Genomic DNA, 23,325 nt, shown 5'->3' with positions numbered 1-23,325 from the left:
CACCGTCACCCCTGTGACACCTGTCGAGACAGCGGCTCCTCGTCGAGCCTCGCGCACAGGGTGTCCGCGTCGGCTCCGGCGTGCTCCAGGACCTCGACGGCACGGCACGCGGGGTCGGCCGCGAGGGCCGCGAGCAGGTCGGTGCCGCGCACCCGCGACTGCCCCCGGGCGGCCGCGCGGGCGAGGGCGCACTCCATCGCGGTGACCGCCGACGGCGACCAGCCGGGCTGGGTGAGCAGCGGGATCGCCCCCGAGTCCTCCACCGAGCCCTGCCAGCGCAGCCCGTATCCGATCGAGCGCTGGACGAGGTAGCCGAGCACCCGGGCGACCTGCGGCCCACCGTCGAAGGCCGCCCGCACCTCGGGGTCGGTCTCCATCAGCGAGTGCAGCAGATGGGCCGTGTCGATCTGCCGGTCGCCGTCGCGCAGCGCCCGCCTGCGGGCACCCGCGACCACCGAAGCCATCTCGTCGGTGAGGCGGGCTTCGAGATCCGGGGCGGCGGGGACCGGGGCCGGTATCCGCGGGAGGGGGAGGTGCACCCTCCTACCCCATCAGGCACGGACGCCCGGAACATCCCCGCGCAGAAGCATTCCGCATCCCACGTTGGGTGGGGGTGGCTGACCGGGTTCTCCTCCTTCTGGATGAGATTTGCGGTTTTACCCCTCGGGGGCGCACACGGCCCGGCGTACGCCCTGCGAGCAACCACACCGCCGCCGCACACGTCCCCTCCCGTACGACACAGCCGCCACGGCAAGCGCGGGAGGGGGCCCGATGTGCTGGATGGTCGCCCTGCTCGCCGAGGACGGGATGCAGTACGTGTACCGCGTGTACGCCCCGGGCGACGCCCTGCGCGGCGATCTGTTCTGGGCCGCGTTCCACTGCCACGACGAGTCGTCGCGCCCGCGCGCGTGCGACCTCTTCGACTCGGCGCAGATATGGGCGTTGGCGGTCGACGGTTCGGTGATCTGACACCAGATGGATCTGACGGTCCATCAGTATTGAGTATTGCCGTCACCCCGGCTACGTTCCGCGACACGCTCTCAACGCGTGTTCACGATTCGCGTTCCCGACTCGAAGGGGTGGTCGCATGGCCGAGGTCGGCGCCGAGGCGCGCCTGAAGGCTCCGGCGGAGAAGGTCTGGGCCCGGTTGACAGACTTCACCGCGTACGGCGAGTGGAACGCCACCCACACCGACTTCCCCCAGGGCGGCCCCGAGAAGCTGGAGCTCGGTGCCACCTACACCGAGAACATGAAGCTCATGGGCTTCCCCGCCGAAGTCACCTGGACCGTGGACGAGTTCGAGGCGGGCCGCCTCCTCGGCATCAAGGGCAAGGGCCCGATGGGGGTGAGCGTCGGCAACCGCTACACGCTCACACCCGACGGCGACGCGACCGTCGTCCGTATCGAGGGCGAGTTCACCGGCGCTGCCGTCTCGCTGATGGCGGGCAAGCTCAAGGACTCGGCGACGGCCGCGCTGACCGAATCGCTGCGCAAGCTCGCCGCCCTGGTGACCTGACCCCCTCAGTACGCACGGGAAAGCCCGCACATACGGAAAAGCCCCGCGACCTCACGGTCGCGGGGCTTTCGGCGGCCGGCGGGGTCAGTCCTCGTCGGCCAGGATCAGATACAGCTTCTTACGGGCGTCGTTGATGACCCCGAGCGCCTTCTGGCGCTGCTCGGCGGTGCCGGTCTTCCAGACCTGGCCGAACGCCTCCATCAGACCGAAACCAGCCTGCCGGATCTCGTTCATGCTCTCCCAGTCGACTCCGCGCCCGGCCTCTTCCCACGGGGCCTCGGACCCCGATTCGGCCTCGGTGCGCCCGGAGTCGGTCAGCGTGAACAGCTTCTTGCCGCCCTCGCTCTCACTGGTGATCAGGCCCTCGTCCTCCAGCAACTGGAGGGTCGGGTAGACCGAGCCGGGGCTGGGCTTCCAGGCCCCGCCGCTGCGCTCGCCGATCTCCTGGATCATCTCGTAACCGTGCATCGGCCGGTCCTTGAGGAGGGCCAGGATCGACGCGCGGACATCCCCGCGCCGGGCCCTTCCCCGCGGACCGCCCCGACCGCCGCGGCCGGGCCCGAACGGTCCGCCGCCGAAGCCGGGACCGAAGGGACCGAACGCGGCACGCCGCCCCTCGAAGTCGCCCCGACCGCGATGGTCGGGTCCGTGCTGTCCGCACCCATGTCCATGTGAACGCATCGCTACGCTCCTTCCATCGTTGATCTGTCGCGATGCCTCAACGATATATCGGGACTGTTCTTTCGACAAGTCCTTTCGGGAACCTCTTCGGGCCAGACATCCCGGATTGGCCTTGGCCTGCTGGTTTGTCCGAGCCGTACGGTCCAGGGCATGCGGATTCGAATCGTCGACGCCTTCACCGATCGCGCCTTCGCCGGGAACCCGGCCGGGGTGCTGCTCCTCGACTCCTTCCCGGACGACGCCTGGCTCCAGGACGTCGCCCGGGAGGTCAACCTCTCCGAGACCGCGTTCGCGCACCCCCTGCCGCCCGGCGGCGAGGCCGACTGGGCACTGCGCTGGTTCACCCCGGCGACCGAGGTCGGCATGTGCGGGCACGCCACCCTGGCCACCGCCCATGTGCTGCGTACGACGGGGGCAGCGACCGGCACCGTACGGTTCGCGGCCCGGTGCGGCATCCTCACGGCCACCACCCACGAGGACGGGTCGATCACGCTCGACTTCCCGACCTCGCCGCTCACCCCGGTGAAGATCCCGGACGGGCTCGGCGAGGCGCTGGGCGCGGAGCCGGTCTCGGCGCACGACACGTCCGAGCACATCGGCGACCTGGTCGTCGAGCTCGCGGACGAGCAGACGGTGCGCGGCCTCACCCCCGACTTCAAGGCGCTGATCGCGCACTCCGCGCGCGGCATCATCGCCACGGCCGCGGCCGACGACCCGTCCCAGGGCTACGACTTCGTCTCGCGCGGCTTCTTCCCGGGTGTCGGGATCGACGAGGACCCGGTGACCGGCAGCGCCCACACGGCGCTCGCGCCCTTCTGGTCGCCGCGCCTGGGCCGCACGGAACTGACCGGCCTCCAGGCATCCGCCCGCTCCGGGCTCGTCCGCGTGTCCCTGCGGGGCGAGCGCACCCTGCTGACCGGCACGGCGGTCACCGTCATCGACGGCGAGCTGCTGACGGCACCCTGACGGGCGGGGGCTCCGAGCCCGTCCTCAACTACGCGGTCCGGTAAGGGGCGTTCACCATTGCGGTGCGCCCCTTACGCACGCTCCACGCGTGCGTGGCCGTTCACAGCGTCGGCAGCCAGCTCACCTTCCCCGCGAGCAGCGCGTACCCCACGAACGCCCCGATATCGAGCAGCGAATGGGCCACCACGAGCGGCCCGACCCGCTGCCAGCGGCGGTAGAGCAGTACGAAGACCACACCCATCGCCATATTGCCGAGGAAGCCGCCGATGCCCTGGTAGAGGTGGTACGAGCCGCGCAGGACCGAGCTCGCGGCGAGCACGGCGAGCGGGCTCCACCCCAACTGGCCGAGCCGGCGCAGCAGATACCCGACGACGATCACCTCCTCCAGGACGGCGTTCTGCACCGCCGACAGGACGAGCACCGGGTACTTCCACCACACGTCCGGCAGCGACTCCGGGACGACCGTCAGATTGCCGCCGACCGCCCGCGCCACCAGATAGAAGCCGAGCCCCGCACTGCCGATCCCGGCGGCGACGAGCGCGCCCCAGCCGAGGTCCGGCCACGGCCGCCGGCGGTCGAACCCGAGGACCCGCAGCCCGCCCGCGCCCTCGCGCAGCAGCAGATGCGCGACGAGCGCCACAGGCACCAGCGCGGTCGCGATGCCGAAGAGCTGCCAGGCGAGATCGAGCCAGGGCCGCCCGGGTGCGTACGAGGTGTTGAGTTTGGCCGCCTGCTCCTTCAGACCGCCGGGTTTGGTCACCGATCCCACAAAACTGATCAGCGCCGACACACCGCTCGCGCCGAGCGAGAGCGCCAGAACCAGCACCGTCTCGGACCGCAAGATCCGCGGTGACACCCCTTCCCCGGGAAGAGAATCAGCCACGCGCCCCGCCTCCACCTGCACACCTGCCTCCAGTTGACCGAACCCGTCCCACGCCCACCACTGCCCCGCTAGGGTCTCGAATGAAAGTACGAAGATCGCGCGCGACAGGCCGGGGGCGGGCACCATTTCGGTGGCGCGGTCCCCCTTTTTCCCTTCTACGGGATTCACGTTTTCCTTGTTCAGGGTTCAAGGAGGGCACCACCGCCATGGGACGTCACAGCTTGCCCGACGACCACTCCGCAGCGGGAACCAGGGCCCGTCCGGCCGTCGGCCGCCGCCGTACCGTGGTGGTCGCCACCCTGCTGGTCCTGGCCGTGGCGGGCGGCGCTGCCGTCGCCGTCGACAGCGGACTGCTCTCCTTCGGCGACTCGTGCCGGGACTCCGCCGTACGGCTCGATCTCGTCGCCTCCCCCGACATCGCCCCGGCCGTCCGGTCGATCGCCGACCACGCGCGCGAGGACAAGGTCACCTCCGACGGCTCCTGCATCGACGTCCGGGTCACCGCCCGCGAGTCGTACCAGGTGTCCGACGCGCTCGCCGCCGGGCGCGCCCCCGACTTCGCGGTGTGGATACCCGACGCGGCGATGTGGGTCGACCGTGCCAAGGACGGCGGCGACAGCATCCCCGTTGCCACGGCGGGCCATGTCGCCGCCTCGCCGGTCGCGCTCGCCATGGTGAAGCCCGCCGCGAACTCGCTCGGCTGGCCCGCGAAGACCTACACCTGGGCCGAACTGGCCGCGGCCGCCAGCCAGTCGCGGAAGCTGCGCCTGGGCGCCGCGGACCCGGCCCGCTCGGCCGCCGGGCTCCTCGCCCTCAGCAGCATCGGCCGGTCCGAGGCCCGGCAGGGCTCCGACGGTGGCACGCAGACCGCGGCGCTGGCCAGACTTCTTTCCCGGCGCACCTCGAACAGCGACTCCCAGGTCGCCGCCACGCTGGAGCAGGGCGATTCGGGCGCCGGGCGCGGCAACCAGGCCGTCGTCCTCTCCGAGCAGGCGGCGTTCACGTACAACAGCGGTCCGGGATCCGGCCGACGGCTCGCACTCTTCTACCCGAAGGACGGGACGCCGCTGCTCGACTACCCGTACACCATCGTCCGCGAGAGCGAGCTGAGCACCGACGAGAGCCGGGCCGCGATGCGGTTCATGACGCTGCTCGGCGCGCCCGGCTCGCTGCGCACGCTGGCGCGCAGCGGCTTCCGCGCGCCGGGCGAGGAGGTGGCGGACGCCATGGTGCGCACGGCGGGCGGCAGTTCACCGCAGCCGTACGCCACGTCCACGGCCGACGCGCCCTCGGCCAAGGAGCTGGAGCAGGCGCTGGGCATGTGGACGATCACCGTGCAGAACGCCCGGATCACCACCGTCGTCGACGCCTCGGGCTCGATGGCCGCGCCGGTGCCCGGTACCGGTGGCACCTCCCGGATGGACGTCACCAAGGCGTCGCTGCTCCAGGCGCTCGCGCAGTTCACGCCCGAGGACGAGATCGGACTGTGGGAGTTCGCGACCCGACTGGACGGGTCGCGCGCCTACCGCACGCTGGTCCCGACCGCCCGGCTCGGCGAGCGGGCCAAGGGCGGCGGCACCCAGCGCGACCGGCTGGCCGCCGCCTTCGCCGCGCTCCAGCCGGTGCCGGACGGGGCGACCGGTCTGTACGAGACGGCGCTCGCCGCGTACCGGGAGGCGACCAGGACGTATCGCCCCGGGAAGTTCAACGCGCTGGTGATCCTCACGGACGGCGCCAACGAGGACCCGGGCGGCATCTCGCGCGGCGAACTCGTCGCGCAGTTGCAGAAACTCTCCGACCCCGCCAGACCGGTGCCGATGATCGCCATCGCGGTGGGCCCGGACGCCGACAAGGACGCGGTGACGGAGATCGCCCGGGCCACCGGCGGCGCGGGCTACCAGGTCAGCGACCCGGCCGAGATCCAAGGCGTGATCCTCAAGGCCATCATGACGGTGGGCCGGGGCGGGGCGAAGGGGTGACGCCCGGCGGGCACGGGCCCGGGCAGCCGGCCGGCCAGGTGTGGACCGGCTCGCCCTGGTGCATCAGCTCGGTGTAGCGGCGGGTGGTGGTGGCGAGCGCGTCCTGGCGCCCGAGGCCCGCTTCTAGGGCGCGGTGGTACGTGTCGACCTGCCAGGACGCCCCGTTGACCCGGCGCCGGCAGCGCTCCTCGATGACGCCGAGGTAGCGGTCCCGGTCGGCCGGCTCGACTCCCCACGCGTCGAGACCGGAGTACGCGAGGGGCAGCAGCTCGTCCCGTACGAGCTTGACGGCCGGTACGCGCGCGACGCCGCCGGCCCGACGCGGCACCGGCCACAGCAGCTCCGCGTCGATGCCCAGCCGACAGGCCGTCTCGAAGTTGGCGGCGGCCACCGCGAACGGCAGCCGGGTCCACACGGGCCTGCTGTCCTCGGCGAGGGCGCGCACCAGCCCGTAGTAGAAGGCCGCGTTGGCGATGACGTCGGTGACGGTGGGCCCGGCGGGCAGCACCCGGTTCTCCACCCGAAGATGCGGCACCCCGTCCGCGATCCCGTACACCGGACGGTTCCAGCGGTAGATCGTCCCGTTGTGCAGCACGAGTTCCTGGAGCCGGGGCACCCCGCCCCCGGCCAGCACCCGCAGCGGCTCCTCCTCGTCGCAGATGGGCAGCAGCGGCGGGAAGAAGCGCAGGTTCTCCTCGAAGAGCTCGTACGCGGAGCTCACCCAGCGCTCGCCGAACCAGGTCCTCGGACGCACCCCCTGGGCGCGCAGTTCCGGCGGCCGGGTGTCGGTGGCCTGCTCGAACAGCGGTGGCCGCGACTCGCGCCACAGCTCGCGGCCGAACAGGAAGGGCGCGTTGGCGCCCACCGCGATCTGCACGGCGGCGACGGCCTGCGCCGCGTTCCACACGGCCGCGAACCGGGCCGGGGTGACCTGGAGGTGCAGTTGCACAGAGGTGCAGGCGGCCTCCGGAGTGATCGAGGTGGAGGTGCAGACGAGGCGTTCGACGCCCTCGATGTCGAGGGTGAAATCCTCGCCGCGGGCCGCCACTATCTGATCGTTGAGCAGCACATAGCGGTCCACGTTGGAAAGGTTGGCGGAGACCAGGTCCCGCTGCGTGATCGTCGGGAGAATTCCGATCATCACGATCCCGGCGCCGACCTCGCCTGCTTTGCGCTCGGCGTACCCGAGGCCGGTGCGCAGCTCCTCGGAGAGCTGATCGAAAACCCGGCCGCCGAGCCGGTGCGGAGCGATATTGACTTCAAGATTGAACATGCCGAGTTCGGTCTGGAAATCCTTGCTGGCTATCCGTTCGAGAACTTCGGCGTTCATCATCCGGGGCATGCCGTCCGGGCCCGCGAGATTCAGTTCGATCTCCAGGCCCATCAGATTCCTCGGACGGTCGAACCTCCGTTCCGCCAGGAGCCGCCCCAGCCCCTCCAGGCACTGCTGGAGCTTCTGCCGGTACGCGTGCCGATCGGACAGGTCGAACTCGCCCGCCACGACCTTCTCACCCATCGAAGCGTCCCTCCTCGAATGGGCAGCCGGCACGGCCGGCCGCGTGCGTCACGGTCGATAATGCCCAGGCTGGCTGATCCATAACGCCCCATGACAGGGGGCCGGTTGGTAAGCTGGTACGAACCGGCCTCGGGCACATGCATTCGGCATACAGCAACGTGCTATTGCCACGGATTCGGCAATGGTGAAAAACACCGACGGGTTTCGGCCGACCGCCGCAGTTGCACCTTTCCAGGCCAGCGGCGTATCCCGTTCTGAAATCGGGAGATAAGCCGCATCAGCGGGTCCGGATACCGACTTGCCGGTAATGCTGACGACCGCTAGCCGAAACACGCCCTGAACACGTGTCGTATAAACTCCGCAAACGAGGCAGAGAGTTGGCGCCCCGGCCACTGTCCCCCGGCCCCCCTCTGACCCCGCACGCAGACAGCGCCGTCCGCACTGCCCACGCTCCACCGTGTCTCCGAAGTGAGAGGCGACCCACCATGCCGCTGCATGTCCCCCCGGCTCCCGCGCCCGCCCTGCGCAGCGTCCTCGCGGCACTCGGTTCCCCCACCGCCGTCCGCGCGGCCCGCACCCCGGCCCTGCGCTCGGCGCAGGGACCGCTCACCCCCGAACTCCCGCTCCCCGTCCACGTCCTGGACCGCATCACCCCGAGCGCCCGCGCCCCGCGCAGCCGCCTGGCCGGCTGGCGCTTCCTCATCAGCGACGCGGACCGCGCGGTCGCCGCGGCGGACACCATGCTCACCCCGGACGGCTGGGCCTTCTCGCACTTCTTCGAAGGCCCCTACATCGCTTCCACCCAGCACGCGCTGCGTCAGGCCGAGGCCCTGCCACGGGACTTCGAGCCCCGGCTGCTCTCCGTGCCGGAGCTGTACATGCTCACCCTGTGGCTGCGCCGCGACATCGGCTCCGACCCCGCCGACGGCGCCCCCGACCCGGCCGATCTGCTGGTGCCGCTCGCACCCGCGCCGCCCGGCATCTGCGCCCACCGGCCGCGCCGGGTCTCCGAGCTGCTGCCGGTCATGACCCTGCGCCTCACACCCGCGCCCCTGCTGAGCCAGCCGGTCTGACCTGCCTCGGTCGTCACACCCGAAACCCGCAGCGCCCCGGATCCCGCCACGCGGCCCGGGGCGCTGTATTGTGCGCCCGGCGCGTCCTCCGTACGGGCTAGCCCGTCCCGGCCACGCCGAACCACCCGAAGGGACAGGGCAGTTGAGTTGAACCGGCCGCACGAGTGATGCGTCAATATGCAGTAGGAAGTGGTGCCGCGAAATCCCTGCGGATTGACGCCCGTGGGGCAACACTGGGAGCGGACCGACCGACTTACCAACGGGGGGCGGCCATGAACACCGCATCGAGCCGCAGGACACTCAACTCTACGACGCAGCGAAAGAACCCATCCATGTGCCAGCACCAGCCAGCCTGCCCGACAGCCGACTCCGCCGACCGGGAGGCCGCGCAGCTCGTGGCGCACCACCCGGAACAGGGCTGGAGCCTGCTGTGCAACGGCGTCCTGATCTTCGAGGACACCGGTGAGCTGCTGCCGGACGGGCGGATCATCGCCCCGCACCGGGCACTGACCGCCGGGCAGGTGGCGAAGGCCGCATAGCGCGGCAGCGCGGGCGCGGGCTCGTGGTGCGCACCGGCGAACGGCACGGCACGGGGAAACACCTGCACAGCACGACAAAAAAGGGGCCGGCCCGGGGAATCACCCCCGAACCGGCCCCGACGTATGTCAGCCGTGGACGGCCCTACGTCAGTTGTCGTACTCGTCCAGCGGCGGGCAGGAGCAGACCAGGTTGCGGTCGCCGAAGGCGCCGTCGATCCGGCGCACCGGCGGCCAGTACTTGTCGGCGGCCGAGACACCGGCCGGGAAGACGGCCTCGTCGCGGCTGTACGCGTGGTTCCACTCGCCACCGAGGGCCGCCGCCGTGTGCGGGGCGTTGGCCAGCGGGTTGTCGTCGGCCGGCCACTCGCCGGAGGCGACCTTCTCGATCTCGGCACGGATCGCGATCATCGTCTCGCAGAACCGGTCGAGTTCGATCAGGTCCTCGGACTCGGTCGGCTCGATCATCAGCGTGCCGGCCACCGGGAACGACATCGTCGGCGCGTGGAAGCCGTAGTCGATCAGACGCTTGGCGATGTCGTCGACGCTGACACCGGTCGCCTTCGACAGCGGCCGCAGGTCCACGATGCACTCGTGCGCCACCAGGCCGTTGGGGCCGGTGTAGAGCACCGGGTAGTGCGGCTCCAGGCGCTTGGCGATGTAGTTGGCCGCGAGCACCGCGACCTGCGTCGCGCGCTTGAGGCCCTCGCCACCCATCAGACGCACGTACGCCCAGGAGATCGGCAGGATGCCGGCCGAGCCCCACGGGGCGGCCGAGATCGGGCCGACACCCGTCTCCGGACCGGCGGTCGGCTGGAGCGGGTGGTTGGGCAGATACGGCGCGAGGTGCGCGCGCACACCGACCGGGCCGACGCCCGGGCCGCCGCCGCCGTGCGGGATGCAGAACGTCTTGTGCAGGTTGAGGTGCGAGACGTCGCCGCCGAACTTGCCCGGCTTGGCGAGGCCCACCAGCGCGTTGAGGTTGGCGCCGTCGACGTAGACCTGGCCGCCCGCGTCGTGCACCTCGCCGCAGATGTCCGCGACGTGCTCCTCGAACACACCGTGCGTGGACGGGTAGGTGATCATCAGCACCGAGAGCTCGTCGCGGTACTGCTCGATCTTGGCGCGCAGGTCGGCGATGTCGACCTCGCCGTCGTCGGCGGTCTTCACCACGACGACCTTCATACCGGCCATCACGGCGCTGGCGGCGTTGGTGCCGTGCGCGGAGGACGGGATGAGGCAGACCGTGCGCTGCTCGTCGCCGTTGGCACGGTGGTAGGCGCGGACCGCGAGCAGACCCGCGAGCTCGCCCTGCGAACCGGCGTTGGGCTGGATGGACACCGCGTCGTACCCGGTGACCTCGGCCAGGCGCTCCTCCAGCTCGTGGATGAGCGTGAGGTAGCCACCGGCCTGCTCGATGGGCGCGAAGGGGTGGATCTGCCCGAACTCGGGCCAGGTCACCGGCTCCATCTCGGTGGTCGCGTTCAGCTTCATGGTGCAGGAGCCGAGCGGGATCATGCCGCGGTCCAGCGCGTAGTCGCGGTCGGCGAGCTTGCGCAGGTAGCGCAGCATCGCGGTCTCGGAACGGTGCTGGTGGAAGACCGGGTGGGTGAGGAACTCGTCGGTGCGCAGCAGCGCGGCCGGCAGCGTGTCGGCGGCCGCGGCGTCCAGCGCCTCGATGTCGCCCTCGGCGCCGAACGCGGCCCAGACGGCGGCGACGCGGTCGCGGTCGGTGGTCTCGTCGCAGGCGATCGAGACGGTGTCGGCGTCGACCAGGTGCAGGTTGACCCCGCCCTCACGGGCGGCGGCGACGGCCTCGGCGGCCTTGCCGGGCACGCGGACGGTCAGCGTGTCGAAGTACGAGCCGTGCACGACCTCGACACCGGCGGCACGCAGCCCCTCGGCGAGGATCACCGCGTAGCGGTGGGTGCGCCGGGCGATCTGCCGCAGGCCGTCGGGGCCGTGGTAGACCGCGTACATCCCGGCCATGACGGCGAGCAGGACCTGCGCGGTGCAGATGTTGCTGGTGGCCTTCTCGCGGCGGATGTGCTGCTCGCGGGTCTGCAGGGCCAGGCGGTACGCCTTGTTGCCGTCCGCGTCGACGGAGACACCGACCAGGCGGCCGGGCAGGCTGCGGGCGAACTTCTCCTGGACCGCCATGTAACCGGCGTGCGGGCCGCCGAAGCCCATCGGGACGCCGAAGCGCTGGGTGGTGCCCACCGCGATGTCCGCGCCGAGCTCGCCGGGCGAGGTCAGCAGGGTCAGGGCGAGCAGGTCGGCGGCGACGGTGACGATCGCGCCCAGCTCGTGGGCCGCGTCGATGACGGGCTTGAGGTCGCGGACCTCGCCGGAGGCGCCCGGGTACTGGAGCAGCACGCCGAAGACACCGCGCTCGGCGATCTCGGCCGGGATGCCGTCGCTCAGGTCGGCGACGACGACCTCGACACCGGTCGGCTCGGCGCGCGTCTGTATGACGGCGACGGTCTGCGGCAGCGTGTCCGCGTCGACCAGGTAGACGCCGCCCTTGACCTTGCCGACCCGGCGGGACAGCGCCAGCGCCTCGGCGGCGGCGGTGCCCTCGTCCAGCAGCGAGGCGCCGGAGGTCGGCAGCCCGGTGAGGTCGGCGACGACGGTCTGGAAGTTGAGGAGCGCCTCCAGACGGCCCTGCGAGATCTCCGGCTGGTACGGCGTGTACGCGGTGTACCAGGCCGGGTTCTCCATGACGTTGCGGAGGATCACCGGCGGCGTGAAGGTGCCGTAGTAGCCCAGGCCGATCATCGGGGCCAGGACCTGGTTGCGGTCGGCCAGCGTGCGCAGCTCGGCCAGGACCTCGGCCTCGGTGCGGGCGCCGGGCAGGCCCAGCGCCTCGGCGCTCTTGATCACGTCCGGCACCGCGGCGGCGGTCAGCTCGTCGAGCGAGCCGTAGCCGACCTGCGCGAGCATCTTCGCCTGGGCCTCTGCGTCGGGCCCGATGTGACGCTGCTCGAAGGGGATGCCACGCTCGAGCTCGGTGAGCGGCATGCGGTTGGCGGTCATTACGGAGGCCTCCTGGTCAGCACGACCTGCGAGGGGCACCACGGCGCGGGTGCCCGGACGGCCTCCCCCTCTGTCATCTCAACCTGAGAGCTTCACCGGGGCGCGTGGGGGCGACCCGGCTTTCACCGTCGGTGAGGGTGAGGTGCGCGCGGGCCTGTGCCCGTACGTCCCCCGCCCTGCTTTCCAGAGTGACCTCGTCCGCGCGGTACGTGTGCCTGAGAGATTCCGGGGAGGATTTGCTCCTTCGGCGCCTTCGGAGATCGTTCCGAAGGACTCTCCCGCACGGGGTCAGCAGCCATCGCCAGCGTACCAGCGAGTCCCGGCCCTGATCCTTCGAGTGGCCGACGCCCGCGATGTGCACTTTCGTAGTGGTTAACGAGCAGTTGCGACCAGTTGGAGGGACCGTGCAGACCGATATCGATCCCCGCAGCCTGATCGGCCGCAAGGCGTTCGACCGCAATGGCACCAAGATCGGCACCGTGGACGAGGTCTACCTCGACGACGCCACCGGGGTGCCCGAGTGGGCAGCCGTGCGCACCGGCCTCTTCAGCCGGGACGCGTTCGTCCCGCTGGAGCCCAGCAGCCTCGTCGACGAGGCCCTCCACATCCCCTACGACCGCGCGCTGATCAAGGAGGCCCCCGACTTCGGCGTCGGCCGCCATCTCTCGCCCGAACAGGAGCTGCAGCTCTACCACCACTACGGTCTGGACATCGCCGCCCCCGATCCGCCCGCGGGTCCCGACCGCGACTTCGGGAGGCTCGCCGGCGACGACGACGCCTGATCCACCCCGTCCTCCCCCTCCGGCCCCTCCGGCGCCGCCACCAGCGGCAGCGGCTCGGAGGGCGCAAGGGCGGGGTCGTCCACCATGAACGTCCGTACGCGCCCGGGCGCCGTCGAGGCGGGTGTCTCGAACCGGACGGTCACCCGCCCCACCCCGCTGCCCTGCACCCACCCGGGCCCGAACTCGGCGTGCCGCACATCGTGCCCGGCGACCCAGCGGCGCTCGGCCGGGTCCTCGGGCTCGGCCTGCTCGGCGACGGCCGTATCCGCCTCGTCCGCCACCGCGGGCTCCTCCTGCCCCGCCTGCTCACCGGCGGCCTGCGCGAACAGGTCCTCCTGCGTGAAGTCCGCGAGGCCGCTCACACCCACCCCCAGAAGCCGCACACCGCCCGTGGTGTCCACGGAATCGAGCAGGCGGCCCGCCGCCTCACGGACCACCGCCGGGTCGTCCGTGGGGCCTCTGAGCGTCTCGGAGCGGGTCAGGGTCGAGAAGTCGTACCGCCTGACCTTGAGCACGATCGTGCGGCCCGAGTGCCCGGACGCCCGCAGGCGCTGCACACACCGGTCGGCGAGGCGGCCCACTTCGTTCATCACCCGCACCCGGTCGTGCAGATCCACGTCGAAGGTGTCCTCGACCGAAACCGATTTGGTGTCCCGCTCGGCCACCACCGGCCGGTCGTCGAGGCCCAGCGCCATGCGGTGCAGCGACGCCCCGTGCGCCTTCCCCAGGAGCCGTACGAGCTCGTCCTCGCCCGCCTCGGCCAGATCCGCGACCGTGGTCATCCCGGCCCGCCGCAGATGCTCGCCAGTGGCGGGCCCGACGCCCGGCAGGGTCCTGACCGGCATCGGCGCCAGGAGCTCGCGCTCGGTGCCCGGTTCTATGAGCACCAGGCCGTCCGGCTTCGCCTCCTCCGAGGCGATCTTCGCCAGCATCTTGGACCCGGCGAGCCCCACCGATCCCGTAAGGCCCGTCACCGCCCTGATGTCCGCGCGCAGCCGCTCACCGGCCTCCCGCGCCGATGCGGCGTCCCACGCGACTCCCCCGGCCTCCAGGTCCACGAAGGCCTCGTCCAGGCTCAGCGGCTCGACCAACGGCGACAGACGGCCCAGAAGCTCCATCACCTGCTCGCTGATCGAGCGGTAGAAGTTGAAGCGCGGCACCAGATAGGCACCGTTCGGACACAGCCGTCGGGCCTGGGCCATCGGCATCGCCGACCGCGCCCCGAACCGCCGCGCCTCGTACGACGCGGTGGCCACCACACCGCGCGGGCCGAGGCCGCCGACGATCACCGGTTTTCCGCGCAGGCTGGGCTTCGACGCCTGCTCTGCGGCGGCGTAGAAGGCATCCATGTCCAGATGCAGAATGGTCGGCGCGGCTCTCACATCACCGATGCTGCCTCACGCCACTGACAATCGGCCCCCGACGGCCCCGCGCCCGGTCCCGTGCCTGCTCAGACCGCCCGGTTACGGCGCCGGGCCAGCTCGTCGGCGGGGTTGTGCCCGACCAGGGTCTCGCCGGTGTCGACGCGCTCGCCGTGCAACTGCGACAGGGCCGCCTCGACGTCCCGCCACACCACACCGACCGCGATGCCGAAGACGCCCTGGCCGCCCTGGAGCAGATCCACGACTTCGTCGGGCGAGGAGCACTCGTACACGGTGGCCCCGTCGCTCATCAGCGTCATCCGCTCCAGATCGCGGAAGCCGCGCTCGCGCAGGTGCTGGACGGCGGTGCGGATGTTCTGCAGCGCGACACCGGTGTCGAGGAAGCGCTTGACGATCTTCAGGACGACGACGTCCTTGAAGCTGTAGAGCCGCTGGGTGCCCGATCCGTACGCCGGACGCACACTGGGCTCGACCAGGCCGGTGCGGGCCCAGTAGTCGAGCTGCCGGTAGGTGATCCCCGCCGCCGCGCACGCGGTCGGCCCCCGGTATCCGACGGTCTCGGTGCCGGTGTCGGCCACGATGTCGTCCATGGGGTGTCCGCTGCTCGGGCCCGGCCGAGAGCTCGGGGGAGGGTACGGCCCGCTCTCCCCCGGACTGCGTCCGGGAGCCTCCCCTGCCGTACTGTCGCCGCTGCTTCTCACGCCGACCCTCCGTCCTAGAACTGCCCTCACGACGGTAGGCAGTCACTCGGGGTGCGTCAACGATCGCCACACTCGGCACGCCGAGTGATAATCACCCTGAGAGTGGTTTCGCGTACCCCTCTTCGGGGAAAGGCTACTCGAATGCGCCGGAGCCGCCCGGCGCGTAAAGCCGTTGGCGCGTACGGCTCATCGGCTTCCTGGAGCCCATCGGCCGCGTACGGCTCACTGGCTGTTGGTGCCGAAGTCCTCGGGCGAGATCTGGTCGAGGAACTCGCGGAACTTCTCCACTTCGTCCTCCTGCTCGTCCGGGATGGCGATCCCCGCGTCGTCGAGCACCCCGTCACTGCCGTAGATCGGCGTTCCGGTGCGCAGGGCCAGCGCTATGGCGTCGGACGGACGCGCGCTCACCTCGACGCCGCTGGCGAAGACCAGCTCCGCGTAGAAGACACCTTCGCGCAGGTCCGTGATGCGGACCTCGGTCAGCTCCTGGCCCACGGCCTCCAGCACGTCCTTGAAAAGGTCGTGCGTCAGCGGCCGCGCCGGAGCCATCCCCTGCTGGGCGAAGGCGATCGCGGTCGCCTCCCCTGGACCGATCCAGATGGGGAGGTACCGATCGCCTCCCACTTCACGCAGGAGCACGATCGGTTGGTTGGAGGGCATTTCCACCCGGACACCCACGACGTCGAGCTCGTTCACACAGCAACCCTAGGACGTGCCCGGCAGGTTTGGGTAGTCGGGCACCCCCGAGGTCAGTGCAGCCGGACCCCGAGAGCGGTCTGGACCAGGGCCGCGTGCAGCCGTACGGACAGCGCCGCCAGCTCCTTGACGGTCGCCTCCGCATGGGCCCTGGTCTGCGGGTTGCGGTGCCGCCGCAAGGGTGCGACCACCTGTTCGACCAGTCCGGCCTCGCGGTCGGCGGCGGCCTTCATGGCGCGAAGATGACGCGGTTCAAGACCGAATCGGCCGAGATCCGCCACCAGCCGGGCCACATTCACCGACTCCGCGTCGTAGCCGCCCTCGGGACCGGCCGAGATGAGCCCGTACGACTCCCAGTCGGCCAGCTCCTCCTCGGTGATCTCGGCGGCCACCAGCAGCTCCGCACGGCCCAACCGGGCCGCCGTGGGGCGGTCCGGGTCGGGATCGACCACACCGTCCAGGAGCTCGCGCGAGCCGGCGGGAGCGGGCAGCGCGGGCTGCTCGCCCCGGCTCAGCGCCTCCAGATGCTCCCGGATGACCTTCAGCGGAAGATAGTGGTCCCGCTGCATCCGCAGGACCTGGGCGAGCCGCTCGACGTCCTCGGGGCTGAACTTGCGATACCCCGACGGCGTGCGCCGCGGCTCGACAAGGCCTTCGGACTCCAGAAACCGGATCTTGGAGATGGTGACTTCGGGAAATTCGTCACGCAGCTGGTTCAGGACGGTGCCGATGCTCATCAGCCGGTCGCCCGCGGCGGCGGTGCCGTGACCGGCACCGCCCGTCGATGTATGCAGCATGGGCCTTCCCTGGATGGGTCTTCCCCCCTGAGGTCCCCCCGGACCGAGTCCGGGAGAGGGTCAGACCGCGCGCTGGCTCGCGTAGAACACCAGCCGGTACTTGCCGATCTGCACCTCGTCGCCGTTGGACAGGGTGATCGAGTCGATCCGCTCCCGGTTCACATACGTGCCGTTGAGGCTGCCGACGTCCGAGACCGTGAAACGGCCGTCCGAGCCCCGGCGGAACTCCACATGGCGCCGCGACACCGTCACGTCGTCCAGGAAGATGTCGCTCTGCGGATGCCGACCCGCCGTCGTCAGCTCGCCGTCCAGCAGGAAGCGGCTGCCCGAGTTCGGCCCGCGCCGCACCACCAGCAGGGCGGAGCCCATCGGCAGCGCGTCCACCGCGGCCTGCGCCTCCGGCGACAGCGACGGCAGCGCCGTCTGGCCCGTCACCTCGGAGTCGTACGCCTCAAGTCCGGAGATGGAAATGGTCGACGTGGTCTCCGCGGCCCGCTCCGGAACCGCGCCCGCCCGCAGCGGAGCGCCGCAGTTGGAGCAGAATCGGCTCGCCGCGGCATTGCTGTGCCCGCACCTCGTACACACCGGCATGGACGGATCCTCCTGACCCGGCTGGACCGCGTGGGAGCTGGTCGCATACGGGTCAGGAACAAACCCTCCACCCGTACTTGATGGTTCCCCGAAACCTATGCGGCCGGGACCGGCAGGGTCAACAGAAGACGCGCCCGGACCGCCCGGAATGTCACCACCGTGCGCGCCGACCTCGTCGCGGAACAGCGGACGCCCGCCACCCTGCTCATCAGGCCCTCCAGAGCCCTGAGCACGGTGCCTGGCGGCGCCGCCGCCGTCCCGGCGTGCGCTCTTGCCGAACAACTTCGCAAACAACTTCACGGGCGATTCCCCTTGACCGAAACAGACCCGCCCGTGGGGCAGGACGAACCCACATTCAACACACCGGCCGACCCGGACATCCTCACAACGTCCGTATCCGCCAAACAGTTTCCACCACGCACCACGAGTTGGGTGCGCCGACCCCCCGCAAGCTCATGCCCTTGTACGACAGCTCGCATGCGGCCCCGCGTCACCGCGAGGTCGACCGAGCGTAGTCAGGCCGCTTCGCCGGTCGCAAGGCATCCACAACGATCTTCTCCGAACGGACCACAGTGGCCGTGGCCTGCTCCTTCTCCAGAGTCTGCACCACACCACCAGGGATGTTGAGCGCGGGTTCGAGATCCTGTGGCTTCCCGATCACCTTGAAACGGTACGGCGCGCTCACCTTCACACCGTCCACCGCGATCCCGCCGTCGGCGTCCGAGAAGTACGTGTTGGCGACGACTCGTACGTCGTTGATCTGGATCGCCTCCGCGCCCGCGGCCCGCAGTTCCTGGATCGTGTCGAGCAGTTTGTCCGCCTCGACCGCCTTCTTCGGATCGCTGATGGTCAGCGTGATGCCGGGACCCTGTGCAGCGACCGTACCGGCCAAGATGCCCAGCTGACGCTCCTTCTCCAGGGTCTGCTTGCGCGCCTCGGCCGCCTGGTTGGAACTTGTCTCCAGCTCCGTGCGTTGGCCTTCCAGACGAGTCTTCTCGTCCTCAAGGCGTTTCGTACGGGAGTCGAGTTCGTCCAGGATCCGCACCAGGTCTTCCTGGCGGGCGCCGCGCAGGGCGCTGTTGTCGCTGTTGGAGCGGACCTGGATGGCCAGACCCAGACCGAGCACGAACAGCAGCAGGGCGACGACCAGTTGGGCCCGGGTCACCCGGGGCGGCCAGAGCCCGGCGGCCAGCCGCTGGCGGCCGGTCAACTGCGGCGCGCCCTCGGCGGCCGGGGCGGGCTCGGCCGCGGTGGGCGCGGGCTCGGCCGGGGCGGGCTTCGGCGCGGCCGGTTCCGGCTCGGGAGCCTTGTCGGGCTCGGGCGTGTCGTCGCTGCTCATCGGCCTCACGCCCGGAAGACATGCCGGCGGATGGCCGCGGCGTTGGAGAAGATGCGGATGCCGAGCACGACGACCACGCCGGTCGACAGCTGCGCGCCCACGCCCAACTTGTCACCCAGGAACACGATCAGCGCCGCCACCACGACGTTCGACAGGAAGGACACCACGAAGACCTTGTCGACGAAGATGCCGTCGAGCATGGCCCGCAGACCGCCGAAGACCGCGTCGAGCGCGGCGACGACGGCGATGGGCAGATACGGCTCGACCACCGCGGGCACCTCGGGCCGGACCAAAAGTCCGACCACGACTCCCACGACGAGGCCAAGTACGGCGATCACGATGTGCCTTTCCTTGTGGCGGCCGCGCCTGGGCCGGCGCCCGTGGTCTGCGGCTGTGCGGTACGTACGATCAGGCTCGGCGCGGCCGGCAGGCGCACCTCGCCCTGGTCCGAAATGCTGGAGCGGATGCCGTAGTTCTCCTGGAGCACATGGAGATACTGACCGTCGGCACTGTCCTGGAAGGCGGTGCTGAGCTTCTTCCCGTCGCCCACGGCGAGCACCGTGTACGGCGGCACCAGCGGCCGGTTGTCGACCAGTATGGCGTCGCCCGCGGCCCGGATCGCCGAAAGGGCGGTCAGCCGCTGCCCGTTGATGGCGACGGCCTCGGCGCCGGACTGCCACAGGCCGTTGACGATCCGCTGCATGTCCCGGTCGCGCACCCGGCCGGTGTCCGCGAAGGTGGTGTTCTCGCGCGGCCCGCCACCGCCGCCCGTCTCCGTGTTCTTGGCGTCGTCGACGACCAGCTTCACGCCCGGCCCGTGCACCTCGGTGGCGCCCGAGAGCAGCGCGACCAGTTCGGCCTGGTCACCGCCGTGCTTCTCCAGGGCCTTGCGCTGCCGCTCACCGACCTGGTCGCGCAGCGTGTTCACCTGCTTCTGCAGGTCGTCCGCCGCCTTGGTCTCGGCCTCCACGCGGCCGATCAGCTCCTGGCGCTCCTTGGCGACCACGGGTGCTGTTATCCGCGCCTGCGCGGCGCCGATGGTGACCACGACGGCCGCGAGCACCAGACCCGCGGCGAGCCCGAGCTTGGCGCGCAGCGGCCGGGGCATGCCCTCGTCGCCCTCGGCCTTGCGCCGGGCGGTCGCCTCCGCGTAGCCCTCGTCCAGCGCATGGTCCATCACATTGGTCAGCAGCGACATGGACGCGTCGGGGCGAGAGGGTGGAGCGGGGGTGCTCCGAACGGGGGGCTGCTGCGACATGCCGCACATCGTCGCACGTCGGCGCCCCGGCCGCCGAATGGCCCCACCGGTGCACCGGACGGCGTCCCACGACCCCGCCCGGCACCGGCTACTACCTCAGTGACCTGCGCTGTCGACGATCGCCGACCACTCGTCGAGCAGTGCCTGCGCGGAGGCGTCGTCGGGGCCCTCGGCCCACAGATGAGTGACCGCCTCGGCCGGGTCGGGCAGCACCATCACCCAGCGGCCGTCGGCCTCCACGACCCGTACGCCGTCGGTCGTGTCCACCGACCGGTCCCCGGCGGCCTCCACGACCCGCCGCATGACCATGCCCTTGACCGCCCACGGCGTCGCCAGGTCGCGCCGCAGCACATGCGCCCGGGGTATCCGCGAGTCGATCTGACTGAGCGTCAGCTGGGTGCGCGCGACCAGACCGATGAGCCGTACGAACGCGGCGGCCCCGTCGAAGACACTGCTGAACTCGGGAATGATGAATCCGCCGCGCCCATCCCCGCCGAAGATCGTCGACTCCTCGCGGCCGACCCGGGTCAGATCGTCGGGCGAGGTCGTCGTCCACTCCACCTGCGTACCGTGGTACGCCGCGACCTGCTCGGCGATACGGGTCGTGGTCACCGGCAGCGCCACCCGCCCGCTGCGCCGCTCGGCCGCGACCAGATCCAGCATGACAAGCAGCGCCCGGTCGTCCTCCACGATCCGCCCGCGCTCGTCGACCAGCGACAGCTTCTCCCCCACCGGGTCGAACCGCACCCCGAACGCGGCTCGCGCCGACGCCACGATCTCACCGAGCCGCACCAGACCGGCCCGCCGGCCGTCGGCCGTCTCGGTCGGCCGCGACTCGTCGAGCCCGGGGTTGATGGTCAGCGAATCCACCTGGAGCCGCCCGAGCAGACTCGGCAGCACAAGCCCCGCGCTCCCGTTGGAGGCATCGACGACGACCTTCAGCCCGGCCTCCGTGACCCCGGTCGTATCGACCTTGCGCAGCAGGGACCCGGTGTACGAGTCGAAGACGCTGGACGGGAACTGCAGATCACCGATCTCGCCCGGGAACGCCCGCCGGTACTCCTGACGTGCGTACACCCGGTCCAGCTTGCGCTGACCGGCCTGCGAGAGATCCGCGCCCCGCTCGTCGAAGAACATGATGTCCACCGAGTCCGGCACACCGGGCGAGGTCCGCAGCATGATCCCGCCGGCGCTGCCCCGCGCGGTCTGCTGCCTGGCCACCGGCAGCGGTACGTTCTCCAGATCCCGTACGTCGATGGCACTGGCCTGCAGCGCCGAGATCACCGCCCGCTTCAGCGCCCGCGCGCCACGCGAGTGGTCGCGCGCGGTGGTGACGGTCGACCCCTTCTTCAGGGTCGTGGCGTACGCACCGGCCAGCCGCACGGCGACCTCCGGGGTGATCTCGACATTGAGGATGCCGGAGACACCGCGCGCCCCGAAGAGATGGGCCTGACCGCGCGACTCCCAGATCACCGAGGTGTTGACGAAGGCACCCGCCTCGATGGTCTTGAAGGGGTAGACGCGAACGTTGCCCTGGACAATGGATTCCTCACCGACCAGGCACTCGTCCCCGATGACGGCGCCGTCCTCGATCCGCGCCGCCCGCATGATGTCGGTGTTCTTGCCGATCACACAGCCGCGCAGATTGCTGTGCTGCCCGATGTAGACGTTGTCGTGGACGACGGCCTTGTGCAGGAACGCCCCGGTCTTCACGACGACGTTCGACCCGATGACCGTGTGCTCACGGATCTCTACGTCGGCCTCGACCTTCGCGTAGTCACCGATGTAGAGCGGCCCCCGCAGGACCGCGTCGGGATGCACCTCGGCGCCCTCGGCGACCCAGACGCCGGGAGAGATCTCGAATCCGTCGATGTCGACGTCGACCTTGCCTTCGAGCACGTCGGCCTGCGCCTTGACGTAGCTCTCGTGTGTGCCGACGTCCTCCCAGTAGCCCTCGGCGACATAGCCGTAGATCGGCTTGCCCTCCTTCATCAGCTGAGGGAAGACGTCACCGGACCAGTCGACGGGCACATCGGCTTCGACGTAGTCGAATACCTCCGGCTCCATCACATAGATGCCGGTGTTCACCGTGTCCGAGAAGACCTGCCCCCAGGTCGGCTTCTCCAGGAACCGCTCGACCTTTCCCTCTTCGTCGACGATGGTGATGCCGAATTCCAGCGGGTTGGGTACGCGGGTCAGGCACACCGTGACCAGCGCGCCCTTCTCCTTGTGGAAGCTGATGAGATCCGACAGGTCGAAGTCGGTGAGGGCGTCGCCCGAGATCACCAGAAAGGCATCGTCCTTGAGGGCTTCCTCGGCGTTCTTCACGCTGCCGGCGGTGCCGAGGGGCTTCTCCTCATTGGCATAGGTGAGCTCCATCCCGAGCTCTTCACCGTCGCCGAAATAGTTCTTGACGAGCGAGGCGAGGAACTGCACGGTTACGACGGTCTCATTGAGCCCATGCCGCTTGAGCAGCCTCAGCACATGCTCCATGATCGGCCGGTTGGCCACCGGCAGGAGCGGCTTGGGCATGCTAGAGGTCATGGGGCGAAGGCGGGTACCTTCGCCACCGGCCATCACGACGGCCTTCATGTCGGAAGCGTCCTCCTTGACGAGACGACGGTCTAGCCGACTGCACCCGTCCGGGTGGGCCCCCTGGCATCATGCGCGGTTCCGTCGACTCCGACGGAACCGCTTCGACGAGCTCAATCGGCCGCTGGGTCCGCCTTGACGAGCCGGCGGACCTGAACCACGTAGAGGATTCCTGCCCACCAATACAGCGTTGTACCCCATCCGGCGAACGCCCATCCGAAAATCGCCGCCAGATCGGCGAGCCACCCACTTCCGTCGCTCAGCAGAAGCAACGGGAAGGCGTACATGAGGTTGAACGTAGCGGCCTTACCGAGGAAGTTCACCTGCGGCGGCGGATAGCCGTGCTTGCGGAGGATTCCCACCATCACCAGAAGCATCAGCTCCCGGGCCAAAAGGGCAGCAGTCAACCAAATCGGCAGGATCCCCCGCCAGGTGAGACCGACGAGCGTGGAAAGGATGTACAGCCGGTCGGCCGCCGGATCGAGCAGCCGGCCAAGGCTGCTGATCTGGTTCCACCGCCGGGCGAGCTTCCCGTCCAGGTAGTCGCTGACACCGCTGAGCGCCAGGATGAGCAATGCCCAGCCATCGCTCTTCGGCCCGCCGAACTCGGGGCGGAGGATCAGCCACAGGAACACGGGTACGCCGACGAGACGCGCCATGCTGAGGATGTTGGGGATGGTGAGCACCCGGTCCGTCTGAACGCGAGTCTCCTGGACCTCCACCCGGGGGCCTCCTGTGAACGTGCCAACGATGCCTCATGACCTTACCGGCAGGGAGGAGGGGTGGGTGCACAGGGGTATGGGTCGGATAAGGTCCTGAACGCAAAAATGCCTCAGTCCCCGACCAAAACGGTCGGGGACTGAGGCTAAAAATTGTTCGGCGGCGTCCTACTCTCCCACAGGGTCCCCCCTGCAGTACCATCGGCGCTGAAAGGCTTAGCTTCCGGGTTCGGAATGTAACCGGGCGTTTCCCTAACGCTATGACCACCGAAACACTATGAA

The 23,325-nt window shown here is 70.2% G+C and carries 22 protein-coding genes, 1 rRNA gene and 1 riboswitch; of the genes, 7 read left to right on the top strand and 16 right to left on the bottom strand.

All coding sequences use genetic code 11. The features are described from left to right. Positions 1-5: 5 nt before the first annotated feature. Complete coding sequence (locus tag ACT1U9_RS27230; RefSeq protein WP_444535247.1) at positions 6-539, bottom strand: Clp protease N-terminal domain-containing protein; 534 nt, start codon at positions 537-539, stop codon at positions 6-8. A 232-nt stretch (positions 540-771) separates the two neighbouring features. Here ACT1U9_RS27230 and ACT1U9_RS27225 point away from each other — a divergent pair, with 232 nt between their 5' ends. Next, a complete protein-coding gene (locus ACT1U9_RS27225; protein ID WP_444535246.1) occupies positions 772-969 on the top strand; it encodes a hypothetical protein in 198 nt (65 codons plus the stop codon). 118 nt (positions 970-1,087) lie between these two features. After that, on the top strand, positions 1,088-1,516 hold the full coding sequence (locus ACT1U9_RS27220) for a type II toxin-antitoxin system Rv0910 family toxin (protein ID WP_444535245.1): 429 nt from the start codon (positions 1,088-1,090) through the stop codon (positions 1,514-1,516). Positions 1,517-1,600: 84 nt separating this feature from the next. On the opposite strand, the gene ACT1U9_RS27215 is transcribed toward ACT1U9_RS27220, so the two are convergent. After that, on the bottom strand, positions 1,601-2,197 hold the full coding sequence (locus tag ACT1U9_RS27215; RefSeq protein WP_361425936.1) for a PadR family transcriptional regulator: 597 nt from the start codon (positions 2,195-2,197) through the stop codon (positions 1,601-1,603). Between the two features lie 150 nt (positions 2,198-2,347). Between ACT1U9_RS27215 and ACT1U9_RS27210 the strand changes: the two genes are divergently transcribed. After that, entirely contained in the window at positions 2,348-3,163 is an 816-nt protein-coding gene (locus tag ACT1U9_RS27210) for a PhzF family phenazine biosynthesis protein (protein WP_444535244.1), read from the top strand. Between the two features lie 100 nt (positions 3,164-3,263). Here the strand turns inward: ACT1U9_RS27210 and ACT1U9_RS27205 are convergent, their stop codons facing one another. Further along, positions 3,264-4,067, bottom strand: coding sequence for a CPBP family intramembrane glutamic endopeptidase (locus tag ACT1U9_RS27205; protein ID WP_444535243.1), 804 nt, complete (start codon positions 4,065-4,067; stop codon positions 3,264-3,266). A gap of 185 nt (positions 4,068-4,252) precedes the next feature. Here ACT1U9_RS27205 and ACT1U9_RS27200 point away from each other — a divergent pair, with 185 nt between their 5' ends. Next, positions 4,253-6,025, top strand: coding sequence for a substrate-binding and VWA domain-containing protein (locus tag ACT1U9_RS27200; protein WP_444535242.1), 1,773 nt, complete (start codon positions 4,253-4,255; stop codon positions 6,023-6,025). Here the strand turns inward: ACT1U9_RS27200 and ACT1U9_RS27195 are convergent. Continuing rightward, a complete protein-coding gene (locus tag ACT1U9_RS27195) occupies positions 5,991-7,541 on the bottom strand; it encodes a glutamate--cysteine ligase (RefSeq protein ID WP_444535241.1) in 1,551 nt (516 codons plus the stop codon). The genes ACT1U9_RS27200 and ACT1U9_RS27195 overlap by 35 nt on opposite strands. 485 nt (positions 7,542-8,026) lie before the next feature. Between ACT1U9_RS27195 and ACT1U9_RS27190 the strand changes: the two genes are divergently transcribed. Together ACT1U9_RS27190 and ACT1U9_RS27185 are read left to right on the top strand one after the other, a co-directional pair. Continuing rightward, the gene (locus ACT1U9_RS27190) at positions 8,027-8,614 is read left to right on the top strand and encodes a hypothetical protein (protein WP_444535240.1); all 588 of its coding nucleotides are present in this window, start codon (positions 8,027-8,029) and stop codon (positions 8,612-8,614) included. A gap of 332 nt (positions 8,615-8,946) precedes the next feature. Then, positions 8,947-9,153, top strand: coding sequence for a DUF5999 family protein (locus tag ACT1U9_RS27185; RefSeq protein ID WP_067155431.1), 207 nt, complete (start codon positions 8,947-8,949; stop codon positions 9,151-9,153). Positions 9,154-9,300: 147 nt separating this feature from the next. On the opposite strand, the gene gcvP is transcribed toward ACT1U9_RS27185, so the two are convergent. After that, positions 9,301-12,186, bottom strand: a complete 2,886-nt coding sequence (gcvP, locus tag ACT1U9_RS27180; protein WP_444535239.1) for an aminomethyl-transferring glycine dehydrogenase — start codon at positions 12,184-12,186, stop codon at positions 9,301-9,303. A gap of 193 nt (positions 12,187-12,379) precedes the next feature. Further along, positions 12,380-12,477, bottom strand: a riboswitch (glycine riboswitch). A gap of 113 nt (positions 12,478-12,590) precedes the next feature. On the opposite strand from gcvP, the gene ACT1U9_RS27175 reads away from it, so the two are divergent. After that, the gene (locus ACT1U9_RS27175) at positions 12,591-12,968 is read left to right on the top strand and encodes a PRC-barrel domain-containing protein (protein WP_361433726.1); all 378 of its coding nucleotides are present in this window, start codon (positions 12,591-12,593) and stop codon (positions 12,966-12,968) included. Here ACT1U9_RS27175 and ACT1U9_RS27170 read toward each other — a convergent pair. The 11 genes from ACT1U9_RS27170 to rrf form a co-directional block, all read right to left on the bottom strand. Continuing rightward, positions 12,884-14,350, bottom strand: a complete 1,467-nt coding sequence (locus ACT1U9_RS27170) for a DNA polymerase IV (protein WP_444535238.1) — start codon at positions 14,348-14,350, stop codon at positions 12,884-12,886. The genes ACT1U9_RS27175 and ACT1U9_RS27170 overlap by 85 nt on opposite strands. 68 nt (positions 14,351-14,418) lie before the next feature. Then, positions 14,419-15,051, bottom strand: a complete 633-nt coding sequence (locus tag ACT1U9_RS27165) for a MerR family transcriptional regulator (RefSeq protein WP_444535237.1) — start codon at positions 15,049-15,051, stop codon at positions 14,419-14,421. Positions 15,052-15,273: 222 nt separating this feature from the next. Continuing rightward, a complete protein-coding gene (locus tag ACT1U9_RS27160) occupies positions 15,274-15,747 on the bottom strand; it encodes a bifunctional nuclease family protein (RefSeq protein ID WP_006123076.1) in 474 nt (157 codons plus the stop codon). Positions 15,748-15,800: 53 nt separating this feature from the next. Beyond that, positions 15,801-16,544 (bottom strand): transcriptional regulator FtsR, encoded by a 744-nt coding sequence (gene ftsR / locus ACT1U9_RS27155; protein WP_444535236.1) that lies wholly within the window; start codon positions 16,542-16,544, stop codon positions 15,801-15,803. A 60-nt stretch (positions 16,545-16,604) separates the two neighbouring features. Next, positions 16,605-17,543: an FHA domain-containing protein gene (locus ACT1U9_RS27150; protein ID WP_444539262.1), complete on the bottom strand. Its 939-nt coding sequence runs from the start codon at positions 17,541-17,543 to the stop codon at positions 16,605-16,607. A gap of 82 nt (positions 17,544-17,625) precedes the next feature. Beyond that, positions 17,626-18,474 (bottom strand): DUF881 domain-containing protein, encoded by an 849-nt coding sequence (locus ACT1U9_RS27145; RefSeq protein ID WP_444535235.1) that lies wholly within the window; start codon positions 18,472-18,474, stop codon positions 17,626-17,628. 5 nt (positions 18,475-18,479) lie between these two features. Then, positions 18,480-18,812: a small basic family protein gene (locus ACT1U9_RS27140; RefSeq protein ID WP_003970459.1), complete on the bottom strand. Its 333-nt coding sequence runs from the start codon at positions 18,810-18,812 to the stop codon at positions 18,480-18,482. After that, a complete protein-coding gene (locus tag ACT1U9_RS27135; protein ID WP_444535234.1) occupies positions 18,809-19,732 on the bottom strand; it encodes a DUF881 domain-containing protein in 924 nt (307 codons plus the stop codon). Before ACT1U9_RS27135 ends, ACT1U9_RS27140 begins: the two co-directional genes overlap by 4 nt. A 96-nt stretch (positions 19,733-19,828) precedes the next feature. Beyond that, on the bottom strand, positions 19,829-22,324 hold the full coding sequence (locus ACT1U9_RS27130; protein WP_444535233.1) for a sugar phosphate nucleotidyltransferase: 2,496 nt from the start codon (positions 22,322-22,324) through the stop codon (positions 19,829-19,831). A 113-nt stretch (positions 22,325-22,437) separates the two neighbouring features. Then, positions 22,438-23,046 (bottom strand): CDP-alcohol phosphatidyltransferase family protein, encoded by a 609-nt coding sequence (locus ACT1U9_RS27125; RefSeq protein WP_444535232.1) that lies wholly within the window; start codon positions 23,044-23,046, stop codon positions 22,438-22,440. 152 nt (positions 23,047-23,198) lie between these two features. Then, a 5S ribosomal RNA gene (gene rrf / locus ACT1U9_RS27120) occupies positions 23,199-23,315 on the bottom strand. Between the last annotated feature and the right edge of the window lie 10 nt (positions 23,316-23,325).

The organism is Streptomyces sp. BR1 (genome assembly GCF_052373795.1).
Classification (GTDB): domain Bacteria; phylum Actinomycetota; class Actinomycetes; order Streptomycetales; family Streptomycetaceae; genus Streptomyces.
The sequence above is the reverse complement of the archived record's forward strand: the minus strand, read 5'-3'. Positions and strand labels throughout refer to the sequence as shown.